Below are 18,808 nucleotides of genomic sequence, written 5' to 3'. Positions count from 1 at the left end.
CCACGTCGTGCCCGGCCGCGCGATACGTTGGCGGGATGGCGGTCGTCCTGCATCGTGCTCCGCGCACCGACCTGCTCGCGGAGGCGCTGGGGGACCTGCTCGCCACGCCCCTGGCGGACCCGTTCGCGACCGAGGTCGTGGTGGTCCCCGCCCGCGGCGTCGAGCGGTGGCTCGCGCAGCGCCTCAGCCACCGGCTCGGCGCCGCTGCCGGGCAGGACGACGGCGTGTGCGCCGGCGTGGACCTGCGCTCGCCGGGTTCGCTGTTCGCCGAGGTCACGGGCACCCGTGACGACGACCCGTGGGCGCCGGACGCCCTGACCTGGCCGCTGCTCGCGGCGATCGACGCCGGCCTCGACGAGCCCTGGGCGGCGCTGCTCGCCCAGCACCTCGGGCACGGGATGCCGGGCGAGGAGGGCGACCTGCGGCGCGGCCGCCGGCTGTCCGTCGCCCGCCGGCTCGCGCGGCTCCTGGCGGGCTACGCCGCGCAGCGACCGGCCCTGGTCGCGGACTGGGCCGCGGGCCGCGACACCGACGGGTGCGGCCGCGCGGTCCCGGCCGACCTCGCGTGGCAGCCGCCGCTGTGGCGCGCCCTGGCCGAGCGGGTCGACGCCGAGCCGCCGCACGTGCGGCACGCCGCCGTCGTCGAACGGCTGCGCGCCGAACCCGGCGGCTTCGACCTGCCCCCGCGCCTGTCCCTGTTCGGCCACACCCGCCTGGCCGCGAGCGAGGTGGACCTGGTCGGCGCGCTCGGCGCGCACCGCGACGTGCACCTGTGGCTGCCGCACCCCTCCGCGCCGCTGTGGTCTGCGCTCAAGGACCTCGGCGGCCCCGTCGACCGGGCGCAGGACCGGTCCCACGAGCGCGTCGGGCACCGGCTCCTGGCCACGCTCGGCCGTGACACGCGCGAGCTGCAGCGCACGCTGTCCGCGATCGAGCTGCGCGACGAGCCCGTCGCCACGGCGGACGACGGCGGCACCGGCGCCACCGCCGGCACCAGCGCCACCGCCGGCCAGGAGCAACCGCCGTCGATCCTGCTGCACCTGCTGCAGCACGACCTGCGGGCCGACGCCGTGGGCGACGCCGGCGACCGCCTCCTGGACCCCGCCGACCGCTCGGTCCAGGTACATGCCTGCCACGGCCCGGCCCGGCAGGTCGAGGTGCTGCGCGACGTGCTGCTCGGCCTGCTCGCCGACGACCCGACGCTGGAGCCGCGCGACGTGCTCGTCATGTGCCCCGACATCGAGACCTACGCGCCCCTGGTCACCGCCGCCTTCGGCCTGGCCGACGTCGTGGGGCCGCACGGCCACCCCGCGCACGGCCTGCGGGTGCGGCTCGCCGACCGGGCGCTGGACCGGACCAACCCGCTGCTCGCGATCGGGGTCCGCCTCCTGGACCTCGCCGGCGGCCGGGCGGGGGTGGGCGACGTCGTGGACCTGGCCCACGCCGAACCCGTGCGCCGCCGCTTCGGGTTCCGCGACGACGACCTGGAGCAGCTCGCCCGGTGGGCGCGCGAGACGGGTGTGCGGTGGGGGTTCGACGCCGGGCACCGGGCCGACTTCGGCCTGGCCGGCTACGGGTCCGGCACCTGGCAGGAGGGCCTGGACCGGCTCCTCGCGGGGGTGACGATGTCGGACGACACCGGCACGTGGCTGGAGCGCGTCCTGCCCCTGGACGACGTCGACAGCGGGCAGGTCGAGCTCGTCGGCCGCCTGACCGAGCTCGTGGAGCGGCTCCGGGACGTCACCGACGCGCTCGTCGGCGGGCACCCCCTGGAGCACTGGCTGACCGCGCTGGAGGACGGCGTCGCCGCGCTCACCGCCGTGCCGGCCGCCGACGCGTGGCAGCTCGCCCAGGTGCGGCGCGAGCTGGCCCGCGTGCGCGCCGACGCGCCCGACCCCGCGGTGCCCCTGCGGCTCCCGGACGTGCGCGCCCTGCTCGCCGACCGCGTGGCCGGCCGCCCGACGCGCGCCAACTTCCGCACCGGCACGCTCACCGTGGCCACGCTCGTCCCGATGCGGTCGGTGCCGCACCGCGTCATCGCCCTGCTGGGGCTCGACGACGGCGTGTTCCCGCGCGTCGGCGTCACCGACGGCGACGACGTGCTGGCCCGCGAGCCGAGGACGGGCGAGCGCGACCCGCGCAGCGAGGACCGGCAGCTCTTCCTCGACGCGGTCCTCGCCGCCACCGAGACCCTCGTGGTGACCTACAGCGGCGCCGACGAGTACTCCGGCCAGGAACGCCCGCCCGCGGTGCCGCTGGGCGAGCTGCTCGACGCCCTCGACGAGACCGCACGGACGCCCGACGGGCGCCCGGTGTCCCGGGCCGTGACCGTGCGTCACCCGCTGCAGCCGTTCGACCGGCGCACCGTCGAGCCCGGGGCCCTCGTGCCCGGCACCGCCTTCACGTTCGACCGCGCGGCCCTCGCCGGCGCCCGCGCCGCGGCCGGCCCGCGCACCCCCGCCGGGCCGTTCCTCGCCGCGCCCCTGGACCCGCTGCCGCCGCCCACGCCCGGGATGGCCGACGACGGGGTCGTCGCGCTCGACGACCTGCTCGCGTTCTACCGCTCGCCCGCGCGCGGGTTCCTCGTCCAGCGCCTCGACGTCGGCCGCCCCTTCCACGAGGAGCCGCTCGACGACGGCCTGCCCGTCGAGCTCGACGGCCTCGGCCGCTGGGCCGTGGGGGAGCGCGTGCTGCGGGACGTGCTGCACGGCACGACGCTGGAGGACGCCGTGCAGAAGGAGTGGCGCCGCGGACACCTCCCGCCCGGCCGCCTGGGCTGGCGCCCCCTGGTCCGCGTCGCCGACGACGTGGGACCGCTCGCCGACGCCGCACGCGGGCTGCGCGCGAGCCCCGCCCGCGTCGTCGACGTCGACGTCGACCTGGGCGACGGGCGCAGCCTGCGCGGCTCCGTGCCCGGCGTGCACGGCGACCGCGCGGTCGCGGTGTCGTACGCCCGGCTCGGCGGCCGGCAGCGCCTGCAGGCCTGGGTCCGGCTGCTGGCGCTCGCGGCGTCCGACGACGACCGCCCCTGGGTCGCCTACGCGCTCGGCCGGCCGGCCAACCCGCGCTCGCGCAGCACGTGGCAGGGCGCGCGGCTGGGGCCGCTGGACCACACCGCCGTCGACCTGCTGCGTGACCTCGTCGCGCTGCGTGACCGCGGGCTCACCGAGCCGCTGCCCCTGCCGGTCAAGGCGTCGGCGCTCTACGCCGAGGCACGCCGCAGCCGCGCCGACCCCGCAGAGGCGCGGTTCCGGGCCGGGCAGACCTGGACCGGGCAGCGGGGGCCGGGCGGCCGCCTCGACGGCGAGGGCGCCGAACCCGAGCACGTCCGGATCCACGGCCCGGGCGCCCCGCTGCCCGGGACCGACGAGGAGCCGTGCCCGGGCGAGGAGCACCCCGGGGAGACCACCCGCTTCGGCGCGCTGGCGATGCGCGTCTGGAGCCCCCTGCTGGAGAGCGAGAGGTTCAGCGAGTGACGGACCTTCAGCGAGTGACGGACGGCTTCGACGGTGTCTTCGACCTGGCCGGGCCGCTGCCGCGCGGCACGGCGCTGCTGGAGGCCAGCGCGGGCACCGGCAAGACCTTCGCGATCGGCGCGCTCGTGACCCGGTATGTCGCCGAGGGCGTCGTGCCGCTCGACCAGATGCTCGTGGTGACCTTCGGCCGCGCCGCGACCCAGGAGCTGCGCGACCGGGTGCGCGGCGCACTGCTCCGCGCCGAGCGCACCTTCGCCGCGGCCCTGGCGGGCCGCGACCCCGGCCCGGCGGACGCCGTCCTTCAGGCGCTGCTCGACGTCGACGACGCCGAGCGGGCCCTCCGGCACCGGCGGCTGGCCGACGCCCTGGCCTCGTTCGACCACGCCACCATCGCGACGATCCACCAGTTCTGCCAGCTCGTGCTGCGCTCCCTCGGCGTCGCCGGCGACACCGAGCCCGGCGCCGAGCTCGTCGAGTCCCTGACCGAGCTCACGGTCGAGGTGGTCGACGACCTCTACCTGCACCGGTATGGCGACGCCTCCGAGCCGCCGCCGTTCGACCGGGCCTGCGCCCTCCGGGTCGCCACGGCGGCCGTCGAGGACCCGCGCGCCGCGCTCGCCGCCGCGGACCCGGACGACGCCGTCGGCTCGGCCCGCGTCTCCTTCGCCCACGAGGTGCGCGCCGAGATGGAGCGGCGCAAGCGGCGCCTCGGCATCCTGTCCTACGACGACCTGCTCGGCCGGCTCGCCGACGCCCTGGACCCGGCGTCGGCCGACGGCGGCGCCGCCGTCGGCGCGCGCATGCGCGAACGCTGGAAGGTGGTGCTGGTCGACGAGTTCCAGGACACCGACCCCGTGCAGTGGCAGGTGCTGGAGCGGGCGTTCGGCGGCGGGCAGCAGGGTGCGCGGACGCAGGCCATGGTGCTGGTCGGCGACCCGAAGCAGGCCATCTACGCCTTCCGCGGCGGCGACGTCGTCGCCTACCTCGACGCCGGCCGGGGCGCGGCCACGCGCGCGACGCTGGGCAGCAACTGGCGCTCGGACGCACCGCTGGTCGAGACCCTGGGGGTGCTGCTGGGCAACGCCGCGCTCGGCCACGACGAGATCGTGGTGCACCCGGTCACCGCGGAGGGCGGGGCCGCGGGCGGGGGCAGCCGCCTGGCCGGCGCGCCGCACCCGGCGCCGTTCCGGCTGCGGCAGGTGCTGCGCGACGGGCTGCCGCAGTACAAGGGCCTCGTCAAGGCCGCCCCGGCCCGCGAGCACGTCGCGACGGACCTCGCCGCCGACGTCGCCGGCCTGCTCGCCTCGGGCGCGACGTGGGACGGGCGTCCGCTGGTGCCCGGCGACGTCGCCGTCCTGGTCTCGGCGCGGACGCACGGCCGGCTCGTGCAGGACGCGCTCGCCACGCGCGGCGTCGCGGCCGTCATGCCCGGCGGCGACGTGTTCGAGACACCGGCCGCCGACGAGTGGCTGACCCTGCTGGAGGCGCTGGAGTCGCCGCACCGCTCGGGCCTGGTGCGGGCCGCCGCCCTCACGCCGTTCCTCGGCCGCACCGCCGCCGACCTCGACGCGGGCGGCGACGAGGGTCGTGAGGCCCTGACCGCCCGCGACGCCGACACCCTGCGCGGCTGGGCGCTCCTGCTCCGCCGCCGGGGCGTGGCCGCCCTGCTGGAGGCCGCCGAGGAGCGCGGGCTGAGCAGCCGGGTGCTCGCCCGGGCCGAGGGCGAGCGGCTGCTGACCGACGTCCGCCACCTGGGGCAGCTGCTGCACGAGGTGAGCGTCACCGAGTCCCTCGGCCTGACCGCGCTGCTGGCCTGGTTCCGCGACGAGCGGCGCCGGACGGGCACGGCGGAGCGGCCACGCCGCCTCGACTCCGACGCCGCGGCCGTGCAGATCGTCACCGTGCACGGCAGCAAGGGCCTGCAGTACCCGGTGGTCTACCTGCCGTTCGGCTACGACAACTACGCGCGCCCGGTCGAGATCGCGCTCTACCACGACGAGCGCGGCGCCCGGACGGTCGACGTCTCCGGCTCCGGCGCGCAGTGGGACGCCCGCTGTGCCGCGCACCGCACGGAGGAGGACGGCGAGGAGCTCCGCAAGCTCTACGTGGCCCTGACCCGCGCGCAGTCGCAGGTGGTGGCGTGGTGGGCGCCGACGTCGAGCACCCCGACCAGCGGGCTGCACCGCCTCCTGTTCGGCCGCACCCCCGGCACGCGGCAGGTGCCGGGCACGCAGCCGGTCAAGGACGACGACTACGTCACGCGGGTGCTGGGGCTGCTCCAGGAGCTCGGCGGGCCCGCGGCCGAGGTCGCCGTGCCCGCCGCGGCGTCCGCCCCCGCACCTCCGGACCGGCACGCGCCCTACGCGGCGCGGTCCTTCGACCGCGCCGTCGACACCGGGTGGCGGCGCACCTCCTACAGCGGGCTCGTCGCGGCCGGGGACGACGCCGCGGGTGCCGGCACCGGTGCTGGTGCCGGCGCGGGGGTGGGCAGCGAACCCGAGGCCGCCGGCACGGACGACGAGCCGGACGCCCCCGAGACCGACACGCTCCCGACCGACCCGCTCCCGACCGACACCGCCGAGCAGACCGAGGCCGGCGCCGAAGCAGCCTCCCCGATGGCCGACCTGCCCACGGGCGCCGCGTTCGGGTCCCTGGTGCACGCGGTGCTGGAGCACGCCGACCCGTTCGCCCCCGACCTGCGCGCCGAGCTGCTGGACCACGTCACCGAACAGCTGCGCTGGTGGCCCGTGCCGGCCGACCCGGCGGCGCTCGCCGACGGGCTCCTGCCGCTGCACCGCACGCCGCTCGGCCCTCTGGCCGGCGGCCTGACGCTGGGCGAGATCGGCCGGGCGGACCGGCTCCGCGAGCTGACGTTCGAGCTGCCGCTGGCGGGCGGCGACCTCGGCGCGGGACGCGGCACCCCTGGCCGTGCCGAGGCGCGGCTGGGCGACCTCGCCCCGCTGCTGCGCGCACACCTGCCCGCCGCCGACCCGCTCGCCGCCTACGCCGACCGGCTCGACCAGCCCGCCCTCGGGGACCAGACGCTGCGCGGCTACCTCACCGGCTCGATCGACGTCGTCCTGCGGCTGCCGACCGGGCGGTTCGTCGTCGTCGACTACAAGACGAACTTCCTCGGACCCGCCGTCACCGACTACACGCGCGACCGGATGGCCGAGGCCATGCTGCACTCGCACTACCCGCTGCAGGCCCTGCTGTACGGCGCGGTGCTGCACCGCTACCTGCGCTGGCGGCTGCCCGGCTACGACCCCGGCACCCACCTGGGCGGGGTGCTCTACCTCTTCGTGCGCGGCATGGCCGGGCCGGACACCCCGGACGCGGGCGCCGCCCCGGACTCCGACGGCAGCCCCGCGGGCGTGTTCTCGTGGCAGCCGCCGCCTGCGCTGCTGGTCGCGCTGTCCGACCTGCTCGCCGGCGACGCGGGAGAGCAGGCCGCATGACGCCATCGATCGAGCGCTGGACCAGCGACGACCCCCACGACGCCCGCCGGGCGCTCGGCGCGACCGGGCTGCTGCGCACCTTCAACGACGCCGGCGTGCTCACCGCCGCCGACGTGCACGTCGCGCGCCGCACGGCCGACCTCGCCGGCGAGGACGACGAGGCCGTGCGGCTCGCGGTCGCGCTCGCGGTCCGCGCGGTGCGGCAGGGGTCGGTGTGCGTGGACCTGGGCGGGTTCGGCGCCGATCAGGCCTCGGGCGCGGAGCCCGACGACGCCGCGCTGCCCTGGCCCGCCGCCGACGACTGGCTCGACCGGGTCGCCGCCGGCCCGCTCGCCGAGCGGTCGGTGGTGCGGGCCGACCTCGGCCTGCTCTACCTCGACCGCTACTGGCGCGAGGAGCGTCAGGTGTGCGACGACCTCGTCGCCCGCCTGGCGGCCCCCGCCCCCGCCGTCGACGACGCCCTCCTGGAGGACAGCGCGGGGCGGCTGTTCCCCGGCGCCGCGTACGCCGAGCAGCGCGTGGCGGCGCTGACGACCGCGCGTCGCCTGACCACCGTGCTCACCGGCGGTCCGGGCCGCGGCAAGACGACGACGGTCGCCGGCCTGCTCGCCCTGCTGGCCGAACAGGCCGAGCACGCCGGCGGACGCCGCCTGCGCGTCGCGCTCGCCGCGCCGACCGGCAAGGCGGCCGCCCGGATGCAAGAGGCGGTGGCCGAGTCGCTCGGCGCCCCGGCCCAGGCCGGCGCGCGCCCGGAGCCCGGGCGGCCGGAGTTCACCGCCGACGACCGGCGCCGGCTCGACGGCCTCCAGGCCGGCACCCTGCACCGGCTGCTGGGATGGCGGCCCGGGTCGAGCACCCGGTTCCGGCACGACCGCTCCAACCGCCTCCCGCACGACGTCGTGGTGGTCGACGAGACGTCCATGGTCTCGCTCACGCTCATGGCCCGGCTGCTGGAGGCCGTGCGTCCCGACGCCCGGCTCGTGCTCGTGGGCGACCCGGACCAGCTCGCGTCCGTCGAGGCCGGCGCCGTGCTCGCCGACCTGGTGGCCGGCCTCGGGCAGCGCGCCGACGGCGTCGTCACGGCGCTGCTCACCGACCACCGGTCGGAGAGCGCGGCGATCACCGGGCTGGCCACCGCGATCCAGGCCGGTGACCCGGAGGCGGCGCTCGCGGCACTGACGGCGGGTGACGGCGTCGTGGAGCTCGTGCGCCCGGACGACGGCGCGGCGCTGGCCGGCCTCCAGGACGAGCTGACCCGGCACGCGCTCGCCGTGCGCGACCTGGCGCTGGCCGGGGACGCCGCCGGGGCGGTCGAGCTGGCCGAGCGGCACCGTCTGCTGTGCGCGCACCGGGAGGGACCGTGGGGCGCGGCGCACTGGAACCGGCTGGTCGAGCGCCGGCTCGGCGAGGCCTCCGGTGCCTACCTCGGCGCCGCGGTGGGCGCCGAGTGGTACGCGGGACGGCCGGTGCTGATCACCGCGAACGACTACGGGCTGGGCCTGTTCAACGGCGACACCGGGGTGGTCGTCGCCGACGGCGAGAACCTGCGCGCCCACATCGGCGGCGGTGCGTCGTTCGGGGTCTCCCGGTTGGGCGACGTCGAGACGCTGCACGCCATGACCGTGCACAAGAGCCAGGGCAGCCAGGCCGAGACCGTGACGGTGCTGCTGCCGGACGAGACGTCGCCCCTGCTCACGCGCGAGCTGTTCTACACCGCCGTGACGCGGGCGCGGCGCCGGGTGCGGGTGGTCGGCACGCCGGAGGCGGTGCGCGCGGCGGTGGTCCGGCGGGCGCAGCGGGCGAGCGGACTGGCCGTGCGGCTGCGGGGCGGACCGCCGACGGCGTAGGCCCCCAGGGGGAGGGCCCGGCGCAAGATCAGACCTCGGGGGGAGGACGTGCGTGCCCCGACCTGCGAGCGTGGGGGCATGGCACACACCGGACCGGACGACCAGGGCGGGGACGACACCACATCGACCACCGGCTGGAGCTGGGGCGCCGGCGTCGCCGTCGGCCTGTGCATCGGGGTGGCGCTCGGCATCGCGCTGGACAACCTCGCGATCGGCATCGCGCTCGGTGTGGCGTTCTTCCCGGTGTTCGCGATGATGCGGGGCACCACGCCGTCGGACGACGCCGCTCCGGGCAGCACCGGGAGCAGCGCCGCGCCGGGCGACGACGAGTAATTCGCTTGAGGCGTCGAGACCGAGCCGGCTCAGATCAGCTCGACGCCGTCGGCCTGCGGCCCCCGGTCGCTCTGCCGCACCTTGAACCGGACCCGGTCACCCTCCTCCAGGTCCTCGTCGCCCCGCACGACCGAGACGTGCACGAACAGGTCCGCGCCCCCGGCGTCGGGGGTGATGAAGCCGAAACCGCGCTCCGCGTCGTAGCGCGCGACGGTGCCCTCACCTCCGCGCACCGGCCTGCCGGACGCCGCGGGGCGGCTCGACCGTCCGCGGTCCGTGACCGCACGCGCACTCCCGGTGCCGCGCACCGCGGCGTCTGCCCCGAGCGGTATCAGGTGGTCCGCCTGCGGCCCCTTCACCCCGTCGACGACGAGGAACGCCACCCGCTGCCCCTCCGAGATCACGCCGCCCCCGACGATGGCCGAGCTGTGGACGAAGACCTCGGCGCGATCGCCGTCGGGCGTGACGAACCCGTACCCCTTGGCCGGTTCGTACCAGCTGACGGTGCCGAGCACACCCAGGGGCGCGCCGGCGGCCCGGTCGCCCGTGACCCGGACGCGGCGCGCCTGCGGGCCACGGTTCCCCTCGCCCACCTCGAACTCGACGACCTGCCCCTCACGCAGGAGCCGCGGTCCGTCGTCGCCGACGATCTCGGACGCGTGCACGTACAGGTCCTCCGCCTCGTTCCCGAGGTCGATGAAGCCGAACCCTCGGTCGGCGTCGAACCATCGGACAGTTCCCTGGGGCACCTTGCGCTCCTTGCAGTGGCAGACGTTGCTGTCGTCCATTGTCCCTGACGCAACCGGGGGACGACGCCGCTTCAGGCGCGCTTCTGGGCGGCCAGTCCGTGCACCCACCGGGCCTCGACGACGACGGGTGTGGCGTCGCACGTCTCCGCGAGGACGGCGGCGCGCGCCGCCTCGTCCAGGGCTTCCTGGGCGTTGCCGAGCTGGAGGTGCGCACTCGCCAGGTGGGCCCGGGCCCGGGCCTCCCACGACCGGTAGCCGTGCGTGGTCGCGAGCGCTGCGGCGTCGGCCAGGGCGGCTGCGGCCTCGGCGGTGTGCCCGCTCGCCAGGAGGCTCACACCCAGGCCGTCGCCGGTGATGACCTCGGCCCGGGGGTCGTTCAGCCGGAACGCGGCGGCGTGCGCCTCGCGGGCGGTCTCCACCGCCTCGGTGGGCCGGCCGGTCTGGGCGAGGAGCCGGCCGAGCTCGTCCAGCGTGGACAGCTCCCCGCGGGTGTGGCCGCGCCGGCGGAACCCGTCGAGGACGTCGTGGAGCTGGGTCTCCGCGGTCTCCGTGTCCCCGAGGAGCCGGAGGGCGCTGGCGAGGTTGCCACGGATCGTCAGGTCGGCCACCTCGCGCTTGTTGCCCTCGCTGATGCGGATCGCGGCACGGAACGAGTCCGCGGAGCGGACGAGCTCGCCCTGTTCAAGGCAGGTCATGCCGAGCCCGTTCAGGGCGAGGGCCCGGGCCTGGCTCGCCGGCCCGGTCCGGGACAACATCTGCTCGAAGCAGGCCGCGGCCTCGACGAGCCGGCCGGCCTCGTAGTGCTCCCAGCCCACGTTGTGCGCGAGGTAGGCGACGGCGTCGGTCCAGCCGCAGAGCTCGGCGAGGCGGGTCGCGTGGACCGTGTCCGCGTGCGAGTCGTCGATCCGTCCGTGCGCCCAGTGGGCGTAGCTGCGGGAGATGTACATCGCCGCACGCGCCTGGTCGTCGCCGGTACGGACGGCCGCCCCCAGGCCGGCCTCGGCCAGGTGCTCCCAGCTGTCGAACCGGCGGAGCAGAAGGTATCCGCGGAGCTGGTCGACGAGCCGCCAGACGTCGGGACCACGGTCGGGGTCGTCGGCCGACGAGGTCGCCAGGGCCAGCATCGACGGGTACTCCAGGTCCATCCACCGCATGGCGGCGTCCTCGTCGCCGAACACCGCGGTGCGGTCCGGGTGGCGGGCCAACCGGAGCAGGTGCGGGTGGATCCAGTCGACGGCCGCGGTGGCCCGGTCGAGGTACCACGCCCGCAGGCGGCTCTCGGCGTCGGGGACACCGTCCTCCGTGCCGAGCTTGCGCCGGGCGAACAGCCGCAGCAGGTCGTGGCTGCGGAACCGGTCGGCGGCGTGCTCGGTCAGCATGTTCGCGTCGAGCAGCTCGTCCAGTGCCCGGGCCGCGGTGCCGTCGCCCACCAGCACCTCCGTCGCCTCCGTGCCGAAGTCGATGCCGGGGTGGAGGGACGACAGCCGGAACACGCGCTGCGCGGTGGGGGAGAGCTCCGTGTAGCTGAGCTCGAAGCTGTTCCAGAGGCTCGACGTCCCCACGGCGAGGTGGTCCAGCCGGTCCTGCCCGTCCTGGAGCCGGTGGACCAGGTCCGCCGGCACGAGTTGTCGCCGGCTCCGCAGCTGCGCGGCCGTGATCTGCAGGGCGAGCGGGAGGTCGCTGCACAGGCGCGCCAGCTCGTCGAGGACCGCCGCGTCGTCCCCGTCCGACGTCGTCGTCGCGGCCGCCAGCAGACGGATCGAGTCGGCGCGGTCGAGCACGTCCAGGCGGACCAGGACGGCGCTGTCGAGCTCGGGCAGCAGGCTCCTGCTGGTCACGAGCACGTCACTGTCGCCGAGACCCGGGATGAGCGGGCGGACCTGGGCCGCGTCCCGGGCGTTGTCGAGCACGATCAGCATCGTCCGGTCCGCGAGCCGGCTCCGGAACAGCGACGCCGCCTCGGTCAGGTCCGCGGGCGGCGTCCCGGGGCCCGTGGCGCGCAGGAAGCGCTGCAGGATCTCCAACGGCGGGACGGGAGCGCCCGCGGCGTCCTGCAGGTCGGCGAACAGCTGACCGTCGGGATACCGGTCGTGCGTCTCGTGCGCCACGGACAGGCACAGGGCGGTCTTCCCGACACCCGCGGCGCCGCTGACCACGACGGGCACGTTTCCGCCGTCCGGGCCGCGGTCGAGCGCCGCCGTGATGCCGGAGCGCTCCGCCGTGCGCCCCACCAGGCGGGGTGGCGCCGCAGGTACCTGCCAGGGGACCGAGGCAGCGGCGGCGGACTCGTCCGTCCAGCGCTGCCGCAGCGCGTCCAGGTGCGCGGTGCGCAGCCGTTCCCCCGGGTCCACGCCGAGCTCGGTGGCGAGGGAACGCCGGGTGGACTCGTACCGGCTGAACGCCTCGGCCTGGCGTCCCGCCGCGGCGAGCGTCTGGATCAGCGACGCCTGGACCACCTCGTCGAGCGGGCGGCGGACCGCCGTGGTCGTCAGCGGCACGACGGCGTCCTCCGGCACGCCGAGCTCACGGGTGATCCGCGCGTACGACAGCAGCGCCGCGACGTACTCCTCCTCCACCGCCGCGATGCGGTCGGGTGACGTCACGAGGTCCGGGTCCGGACCACCGCGCCACAGCGCGACGGCGGCGGCGAGGGCCTCCTTCGCGCCGCGGGTCGCCCCGGAGCGGTGCGCGTGCGCGGCGAGGTCGCGGAACCTGAGCAGGTCGAGCTGGTCGGCCGGCAGGACGAGCCGGATGCCGGCGCGGTCCTGCTCCACGACGGGCTGCCGGTCGTCGGAGGCCTCCAGCAGGCGACGCAGGCGGGTGAGGTGGATGTTCAGGGCCGCTGTCGTGGCCGAGGTCTCGCCCGGCCAGAGCGCGGCCACGAGCACCTCGCGGGGCACAGGCGACCCGGCGGCGACCGCGAGCTCGGCGAGCAGCACCTGCTGCATCCGGGACCGCAGGGGGATCCGCGCCTCACCCCGGTGCAGCAGCAGCGGCCCGAGGACACTGATGTGCACGGCTCCGGGACCCGCCGTCGCGCCGTCTGACGGGGAGCGTACGAGCGCCTGGTCGAACCGCTCGCGCAGCCGGTCGGCCTCCGGGCCGGTGAGCCCGAGTGCGGCGACCAGGGCGGCGACGGACTCCCGTCGGGGACGGCGGCTGCGCCCCTGCTCGATGTCCCGGACCGAGGCGAGGCTCACCCCGGAGGCCTCGGCGAGCTCGCGCTGGGTCAGTCCGCCGTCCTCACGATGCCGGCGGAGCAGCTCACCCGCGGAATCCCGGACCCTCTCGACCTCGGACGACGGCACGCCGCGATCATAGGCGACGGCTGACCGACGGTGGTCGGCGACCGCCTCGGCAACGGGCCCTGCGGCGGCTCAGACGGTCCGCTCCACGGCGCCGAGGATGCGGTACGCGCCCACGCGAGAGCTCACCCAGTCGGCGTGCAGGCCGACGGGTACGCCCGTGCGGTGGACGTCGAAGACGTTCCCGTCGCCGGCGTAGAACGCGACGTGCGTGACGTTGCCGGTGTACTCGCCGTCGGCGTCGTAGAAGACGAGGTCACCCGCCTGGAGCTCGGAGTACGGCACCTTCTGGGCGTAGACCCCGTCCTGGCTCGTGTGCGTCCGGGCCCAGTCGTACATCGCCTCCGACGAACGCACCGGCCACCCCGGGAACCCGGCCACCTCGTCGTAGGACGCGTGCACCAGTCCCGAGCAGTCGTAGGCCGGGCCGTCCCCGCCGGTCCCGGAGTACGGCGCACCCTCCTTCTCGAACGCCTGCCGGAGCGCGAGGCGGGACCAGCTGTACAGGTTCGCCTGCTGCGTGCACCGGGCGCCCTCGGCCGTCGTGCCGTCGGAGACCTGGATCCTCAGGTGGTCGACGGCGCCGATGGTCCCCGGGTCCCAGTCGTCCTCGCCGTCCCAGGGGCCGAAGCCCTCGCCGTCCGTGCGGACGTGGGCGACCGCGCCGTCGTCGAAGACGTAGCCGGCGGTCCCGCCGTTCCCGGTCACCGCGGAGATCGTCAGGACCGGGCTCCGGCCGTCCGCGGCGGTGTCGCGCAACCGGTACCGGAGCGACACGGCGTCCGCACCCCAGGTGACCTGGATCGCCGCCTCGGCGTTCCCGCAGTCGACCACGACCTCCTGGCCGGGGACCGAGAACGGCGCCGACTCGGCCGCCTCCGCCGCCGGCGCCACGGCGGCCAGGCCCCAGAAAGCGGTCACGAAGGCCACGACTCCGCTGACCAGTCTGCGCATCGTTGTTCCGTCCCGGTTCTCGAGGGGGTTCCTCGCTGCCCCTCCGACACCGACGAAGGTACGAACCCGACTCGACAACCGGCTTTCCGTACCCCGCCCGTACCTGCGCGGCGGCGAACGGACGACCCGAGACCTCCTCCGCTATCGTTCCGCCGTGCCCCTCCTCTGGATCGTCGTCGGAGCGGTCCTGGTGGTCGACGCCCTGATCGTGTGGATCACGACCAGCCTCAACTCCGGCGTCATCGCGACGTTCGGGCTCGGCGTCCTCTACCTGCTCCACGGGCTCCACCGAACCCGGACCCGGGCCCGGGCCGGAACAGAAAGCGGCCCGTTCCGGTGGGCAGGGGTGTTCGTCCCGGTCGCCACGGCACTGCTGCTCGTCCTCCTCGCATCCCTCGCGGTGCTCGGCCGGACGGACACCGTGTCGCACCGGGAGGATGCCGTCATCGTCCTCGGGGGCGCGCTGAAGGGCGACGAGGTGACGCCGGCGCTCCGCTCCCGGCTGGACGCGGCCGTCGAGTACTCGGCCGCGAACCCGGACGCCGTCATCGCCGTCTCCGGCGGGCAAGGGCCCGGGGAGACCGTCACCGAGGCGCTCGCGATGGAGCGCTACCTGGTCTCGCGCGGGGTCCCGGAAGGCCGGGTCGTCCGGGAGGACCGGTCGACCAGCACCTACGAGAACTTCGTCCTCACGAAGCGGCTCCTGGACGCGCACTTCGACGCGGACTACACGACGGCCTTCGTCACGAGCGACTACCACGTCTTCCGGGCGGGCGAGCTCGCCGAGGCAGCGGGGCTCGGCAGCGCTCACGCGCACGCGGACACGCCGTGGTACCAGATCCCTGTCGACTACGTACGGGAGTCCCTGGCGATCACGAAGCTCGTCCTGACGGGGCGGTGAGCGCCGCCGGGGGAGCCGAGACACCGAGCGCCAGGGCGGCGGCCGGCAGCAGTTAATTGACAGTGACAAAAAAAGACGGTTGAGTGTCCGCACCAGCAACGACGCCGGAGGGGCACTCATGTCAGTCAGATCCGCATCCGACCAGGTCCGGCGAGCCGACCGTGCCTGGCTCGCCGCCGGCCTGGCGCTCGGCGTCGTGGTCACCATCGGGGCGGCGCCCGTCCCCGCGGCTACGGCCGCCGGTCCGAGCGGGGCCACCATCGAGGCCGAGGCCACCCAGGTGGTCCTCGACGGCGCGAGCCGCAGCGGCTGCTCCGCCTGCTCGGGCGAGGGCAAGGTCGGCAACATCGACCCGTCCGCCGCGGTCACGGTCCCCGGCGTCATCGCGCCGGAGGACGGCACCTACGAGGTGACCCTGCACTACCTGAGCGGCGACGACTCGCGGGCCCTGACGGTCACGCCCGACGGCGGCGCGGCGGTCACCGTGCCGGTCGCCTCCACCGGAGGCTGGGACCGCGTCGGCACCACCACGGTGGACCTGCCCCTGCACGCGGGCGAGAACAGCCTGACGTTCGGCGCGCCGGCCGGCGCGCTCGGCCCCGACCTGGACCGGGTCGACGTCGCCGGCGCGACCGCCAAGGACTACGCGCTCACCGACCCCGACGCGGCCGACCCCGTGCCCGTGGACCCGACCCCGGCGCGGTCCGGCGGCAAGCACGCGGTGCTGCGCGCCGGCGACGTCGTCATCGACTACTCGCTCCGGAGCGGAACCGCCGACGCCCGCTGGGGCGGCCGCGAGGCCGTGACCGGCTTCTACAGCGGCGTGCGCCTGGGCGACGAGTTCGTCACCACCAAGCAGTACGACGGCGCGTGCCGGCTCACCGGCCGCGCCACCGTCACCTGCGCCCGGCCCGGCCTGCCGACCCTGCGCCAAGAGTTCGCGTTCGACGGCGACCGCTCGTTCTCGGTGCGGCTCGACGTGACGGGCACCGACGGCCCGGTCACCACCTCGATGATGGTGCCGGTCATGACCGACCGGCGCGGCTCGGTGGACCTCGGCCGCAACGGCGACAACCGCATGGTGCTCGTGCCCTTCGACAACGACCACTGGGTCCGCTACGAGACCCCGGCGATCAAGGACGTCACGCCGGCCCGGCGCAGCTTCGAGGTCACCGCGTTCATCGACGACGCCTCGCGCCGCGGCCTCGTCGTCGGCTCCCTGGACCGGGACACCTGGAAGTCCGGTGTGGTGGCGGACGGCAACGACCGCGGCGGCCTGGACCGGCTGCAGGCCGCGGCCGGCCTGACCGACTGGAGCTACGACTACGGCGACGGGATGAACAAGTACCAGTTCAACCGCGAGCTCAAGCCGCACGCCGAGGTCAGCGGCACCACCGTGCGCTCCCCGCGCATGTTCGTGGGCCTGTACCCGGACTGGCGCGCGGGCATGGAGACCTTCGGCAAGGCCGCCGCGCAGGCCGCGCGCTCCCGCACCTGGGACGAGGGCACGCCCTTCGGCTTCAACAGCTGGGGCGGGCTCGGCGCCCGCGGCGGCGACGCCGACGTGATGGACGAGGTCTCGCAGTTCCTCGCCGAGGAGACCCCCGGGTTCCGGAACACGGAGTCGGCCAAGGGCCCCTACGTGGGCGTCGACTCGTACTGGGACAAGATGCTCGCCCCCGAGTACGCGTTCGAGGACCCGGACACCTCCTGGGCCGAGCTCGAGCGGTACGTCGCCGACGTCAAGGCGCGCGGCCAGGAGCCGGCGCTGTACTTCCAGCCGTTCGCCAACTTCTGGCGCGAGGGCCTGGACGAGAAGATCGGCGGCACCGCGCTCTGCGACACCTGCGAGAACCAGACCTACCGCCAGATGGCGCTCACAGTGAACGGCGTGCCGGTGAACATCGACGGCGCCTGGGCGCTCGACCCGACCAACCCCGGCGTGCAGAACCGTGCCCGGATCGCGCTCGGCAAGTTCCGCGAGCTCGGGGTGCGCTACGTCAAGCTCGACTTCCTGACCCACGGCTACGTCGAGGCCGACGACTGGTACGACCCGGCGGTGCACACCGGCCAGCAGGCGTTCCGGCAGGGCATGGGGCAGGTGGTCGACGTCGTCGGCGAGGACATGTTCGTCGACCTCGCCATCTCGCCCCTGTTCGCCTCCGAGTTCGCCCACGCCCGGCGCATCTCGTGCGACGTGCACGGCGCCCTGAACAACTGGCACCCGACGCAGCCCGACCGCTACCAGAAGAGCACCGAGTACCTCCTCAACTCCCTGACCTACGGCTGGTGGCTCGACGAGGTCTACGCCTTCAACGACGGCGACCACGTCCAGTTCGGCAACTACGAGTACGACGGCAACGCCAACGCCTACCTGCTGGACGACCCCTACCCGAGCATCTGGCCCGAGGGCCAGAACCGGGCGCGCGTCACCTCCGCCGCCATCACCGGCGTCTACCAGGTCAGCGAAGACCTCACCGCCACCGGACACCCCGTCATCAAGCAGCGGGCCCGCGACCTGCTGCAGAACCCCGGCATCAACCACCTCGCCGAGCTCGGCCGGTCCTTCGCCCCCGTGCAGGCCGGACCCGACGCCTTCACCGCCGCCGACACGTTCGTGCTGCACGACGGCGGGACCACCTACGTGGCCGCGTTCAACTACGGGTCCTCGCCACGCCGGGCCGACCTCGCGCTGCGCGACCTGGGCCTGGACGGCGGCCGGTACGACGTCACCGAGCTGTGGACCGGGCAGGAGAGCCAGGCCGCCGGACGGCTCCGGGCGTCCGTCCCCGGCGAGGACGTGCGGGTCTGGGCCATCACGAAGGGTCGGCACTGATGAGCACCACCACCCTCGACCGTCGCGCCGGCCGGACCGGTGGTGGCGGGGCGTCGGCCGGGCCGGCCCGCCGGCGTCCGCGCACCCAGCTCTGGCCCGCGCTCGGGATGATCGCCCCCGCGGCCCTCGGGTTCCTGGTCTTCTACCTCTACCCGACCCTGCGCGGCGCCTACCTGTCGCTCACCGAGTACAACGTGCTGGGCAGCCCCGTCTTCGTGGGCCTGCGCAACTACGTCGACATGGCGAAGGACGACGTGTTCTGGAACGCCGTCCGCGTCACGTTCCTGTACGTGGTGCTGAACATCGGGTTCCAGACCGTCCTCGCCGTCGGGCTGGCGGTGCTCATGCACCGGCTGACGAAGTCGGTGCTGATCCGCGGCAGCCTGCTGCTGCCCTACCTCATCGCCAACGTCGTCGTGGCCCTGCTGTGGTTCTGGATGCTCGACTACAACATCGGCATCGTCAACGCCGTCATCGACGCGATCGGGCTGCCCAAGGTCGCCTTCTTCGGCGACGAGGCGTGGACCGTCGCGACCATCGCCGGCGTCAACACCTGGCGGCACCTCGGCTACACCGCCCTCCTGGTGTTCGCCGGCCTGCAGATGATCCCGGCCAGCGTCTACGAGGCCGCCGCCGTCGACGGCGCGGGGGAGTGGCGCACCTTCTGGCGCATCACCTTGCCGCTGCTGCGGCCCGTGCTCGTGCTCGTGCTGGTCATCACCGTCACCGGGGCCTTCCAGGTCTTCGACACGGTGGCAGTGACCACCGCCGGCGGGCCCGGCAACGCCTCCCGCGTGCTCCAGCTCTACATCTACGAGCAGGCGTTCGCCCGCGGGCACTTCGGCTACGCGTCCGCCATGTCCGTGGTCCTGTTCCTCGTCCTCGCCGGGGCCGCCTTCGCGCAGATGCGACTGCTGCGCGCCGGCGAGTCCGACCTCTCCTGATGGGA

At 75.4% G+C, this 18,808-nt stretch carries 10 protein-coding genes; 7 read left to right on the top strand and 3 right to left on the bottom strand.

The window, feature by feature from the left end; genetic code table 11:
• The first annotated feature begins 35 nt into the window (after window positions 1-35).
• The 4 genes from recC (at window position 36) to ACZ7LE_RS12760 (ending at window position 9,114) form a co-directional block, all read left to right on the top strand.
• Window positions 36-3,476 carry an exodeoxyribonuclease V subunit gamma gene (gene recC, locus ACZ7LE_RS12775; protein ID WP_470403640.1) on the top strand — a complete coding sequence of 1,147 codons (3,441 nt, stop codon included), beginning with the start codon at window positions 36-38 and terminating at the stop codon, window positions 3,474-3,476.
• A complete protein-coding gene (locus ACZ7LE_RS12770) occupies window positions 3,473-6,934 on the top strand; it encodes a UvrD-helicase domain-containing protein (protein WP_470403639.1) in 3,462 nt (1,153 codons plus the stop codon). Before recC ends, ACZ7LE_RS12770 begins: the two co-directional genes overlap by 4 nt.
• A complete protein-coding gene (gene recD, locus ACZ7LE_RS12765) occupies window positions 6,931-8,781 on the top strand; it encodes an exodeoxyribonuclease V subunit alpha (protein ID WP_470403638.1) in 1,851 nt (616 codons plus the stop codon). The genes ACZ7LE_RS12770 and recD overlap by 4 nt, the downstream gene beginning before the upstream one ends.
• A gap of 78 nt (window positions 8,782-8,859) precedes the next feature.
• On the top strand, window positions 8,860-9,114 hold the full coding sequence (locus ACZ7LE_RS12760) for a glycine zipper domain-containing protein (protein ID WP_470403637.1): 255 nt from the start codon (window positions 8,860-8,862) through the stop codon (window positions 9,112-9,114).
• A 29-nt stretch (window positions 9,115-9,143) separates the two neighbouring features.
• On the opposite strand, the gene ACZ7LE_RS12755 is transcribed toward ACZ7LE_RS12760, so the two are convergent.
• From ACZ7LE_RS12755 to ACZ7LE_RS12745, 3 genes are all read right to left on the bottom strand, one after another.
• Entirely contained in the window at window positions 9,144-9,863 is a 720-nt protein-coding gene (locus ACZ7LE_RS12755) for a cold-shock protein (RefSeq protein WP_470403636.1), read from the bottom strand.
• Between the two features lie 71 nt (window positions 9,864-9,934).
• The gene (locus ACZ7LE_RS12750; protein ID WP_470403635.1) at window positions 9,935-13,171 is read right to left on the bottom strand and encodes a BTAD domain-containing putative transcriptional regulator; all 3,237 of its coding nucleotides are present in this window, start codon (window positions 13,169-13,171) and stop codon (window positions 9,935-9,937) included.
• Between the two features lie 69 nt (window positions 13,172-13,240).
• Window positions 13,241-14,122, bottom strand: coding sequence for a C40 family peptidase (locus ACZ7LE_RS12745; protein WP_470403634.1), 882 nt, complete (start codon window positions 14,120-14,122; stop codon window positions 13,241-13,243).
• A gap of 154 nt (window positions 14,123-14,276) precedes the next feature.
• Here ACZ7LE_RS12745 and ACZ7LE_RS12740 point away from each other — a divergent pair, with 154 nt between their 5' ends.
• The 3 genes from ACZ7LE_RS12740 to ACZ7LE_RS12730 all read left to right on the top strand — a co-directional run bounded on the left by ACZ7LE_RS12740 (window position 14,277) and on the right by ACZ7LE_RS12730 (window position 18,803).
• Window positions 14,277-15,023: a YdcF family protein gene (locus ACZ7LE_RS12740; RefSeq protein ID WP_470403633.1), complete on the top strand. Its 747-nt coding sequence runs from the start codon at window positions 14,277-14,279 to the stop codon at window positions 15,021-15,023.
• A gap of 118 nt (window positions 15,024-15,141) precedes the next feature.
• Window positions 15,142-17,859, top strand: coding sequence for a hypothetical protein (locus ACZ7LE_RS12735; RefSeq protein ID WP_470403632.1), 2,718 nt, complete (start codon window positions 15,142-15,144; stop codon window positions 17,857-17,859).
• Window positions 17,859-18,803 carry a carbohydrate ABC transporter permease gene (locus ACZ7LE_RS12730; RefSeq protein ID WP_470403631.1) on the top strand — a complete coding sequence of 315 codons (945 nt, stop codon included), beginning with the start codon at window positions 17,859-17,861 and terminating at the stop codon, window positions 18,801-18,803. The genes ACZ7LE_RS12735 and ACZ7LE_RS12730 overlap by 1 nt, the downstream gene beginning before the upstream one ends.
• The last annotated feature ends 5 nt before the right edge of the window (window positions 18,804-18,808 follow it).

The sequence above is a fragment of the Promicromonospora sp. NPDC110617 genome (assembly GCF_055598465.1).
The sequence above is the reverse complement of the archived record's forward strand: the minus strand, read 5'-3'. Positions and strand labels throughout refer to the sequence as shown.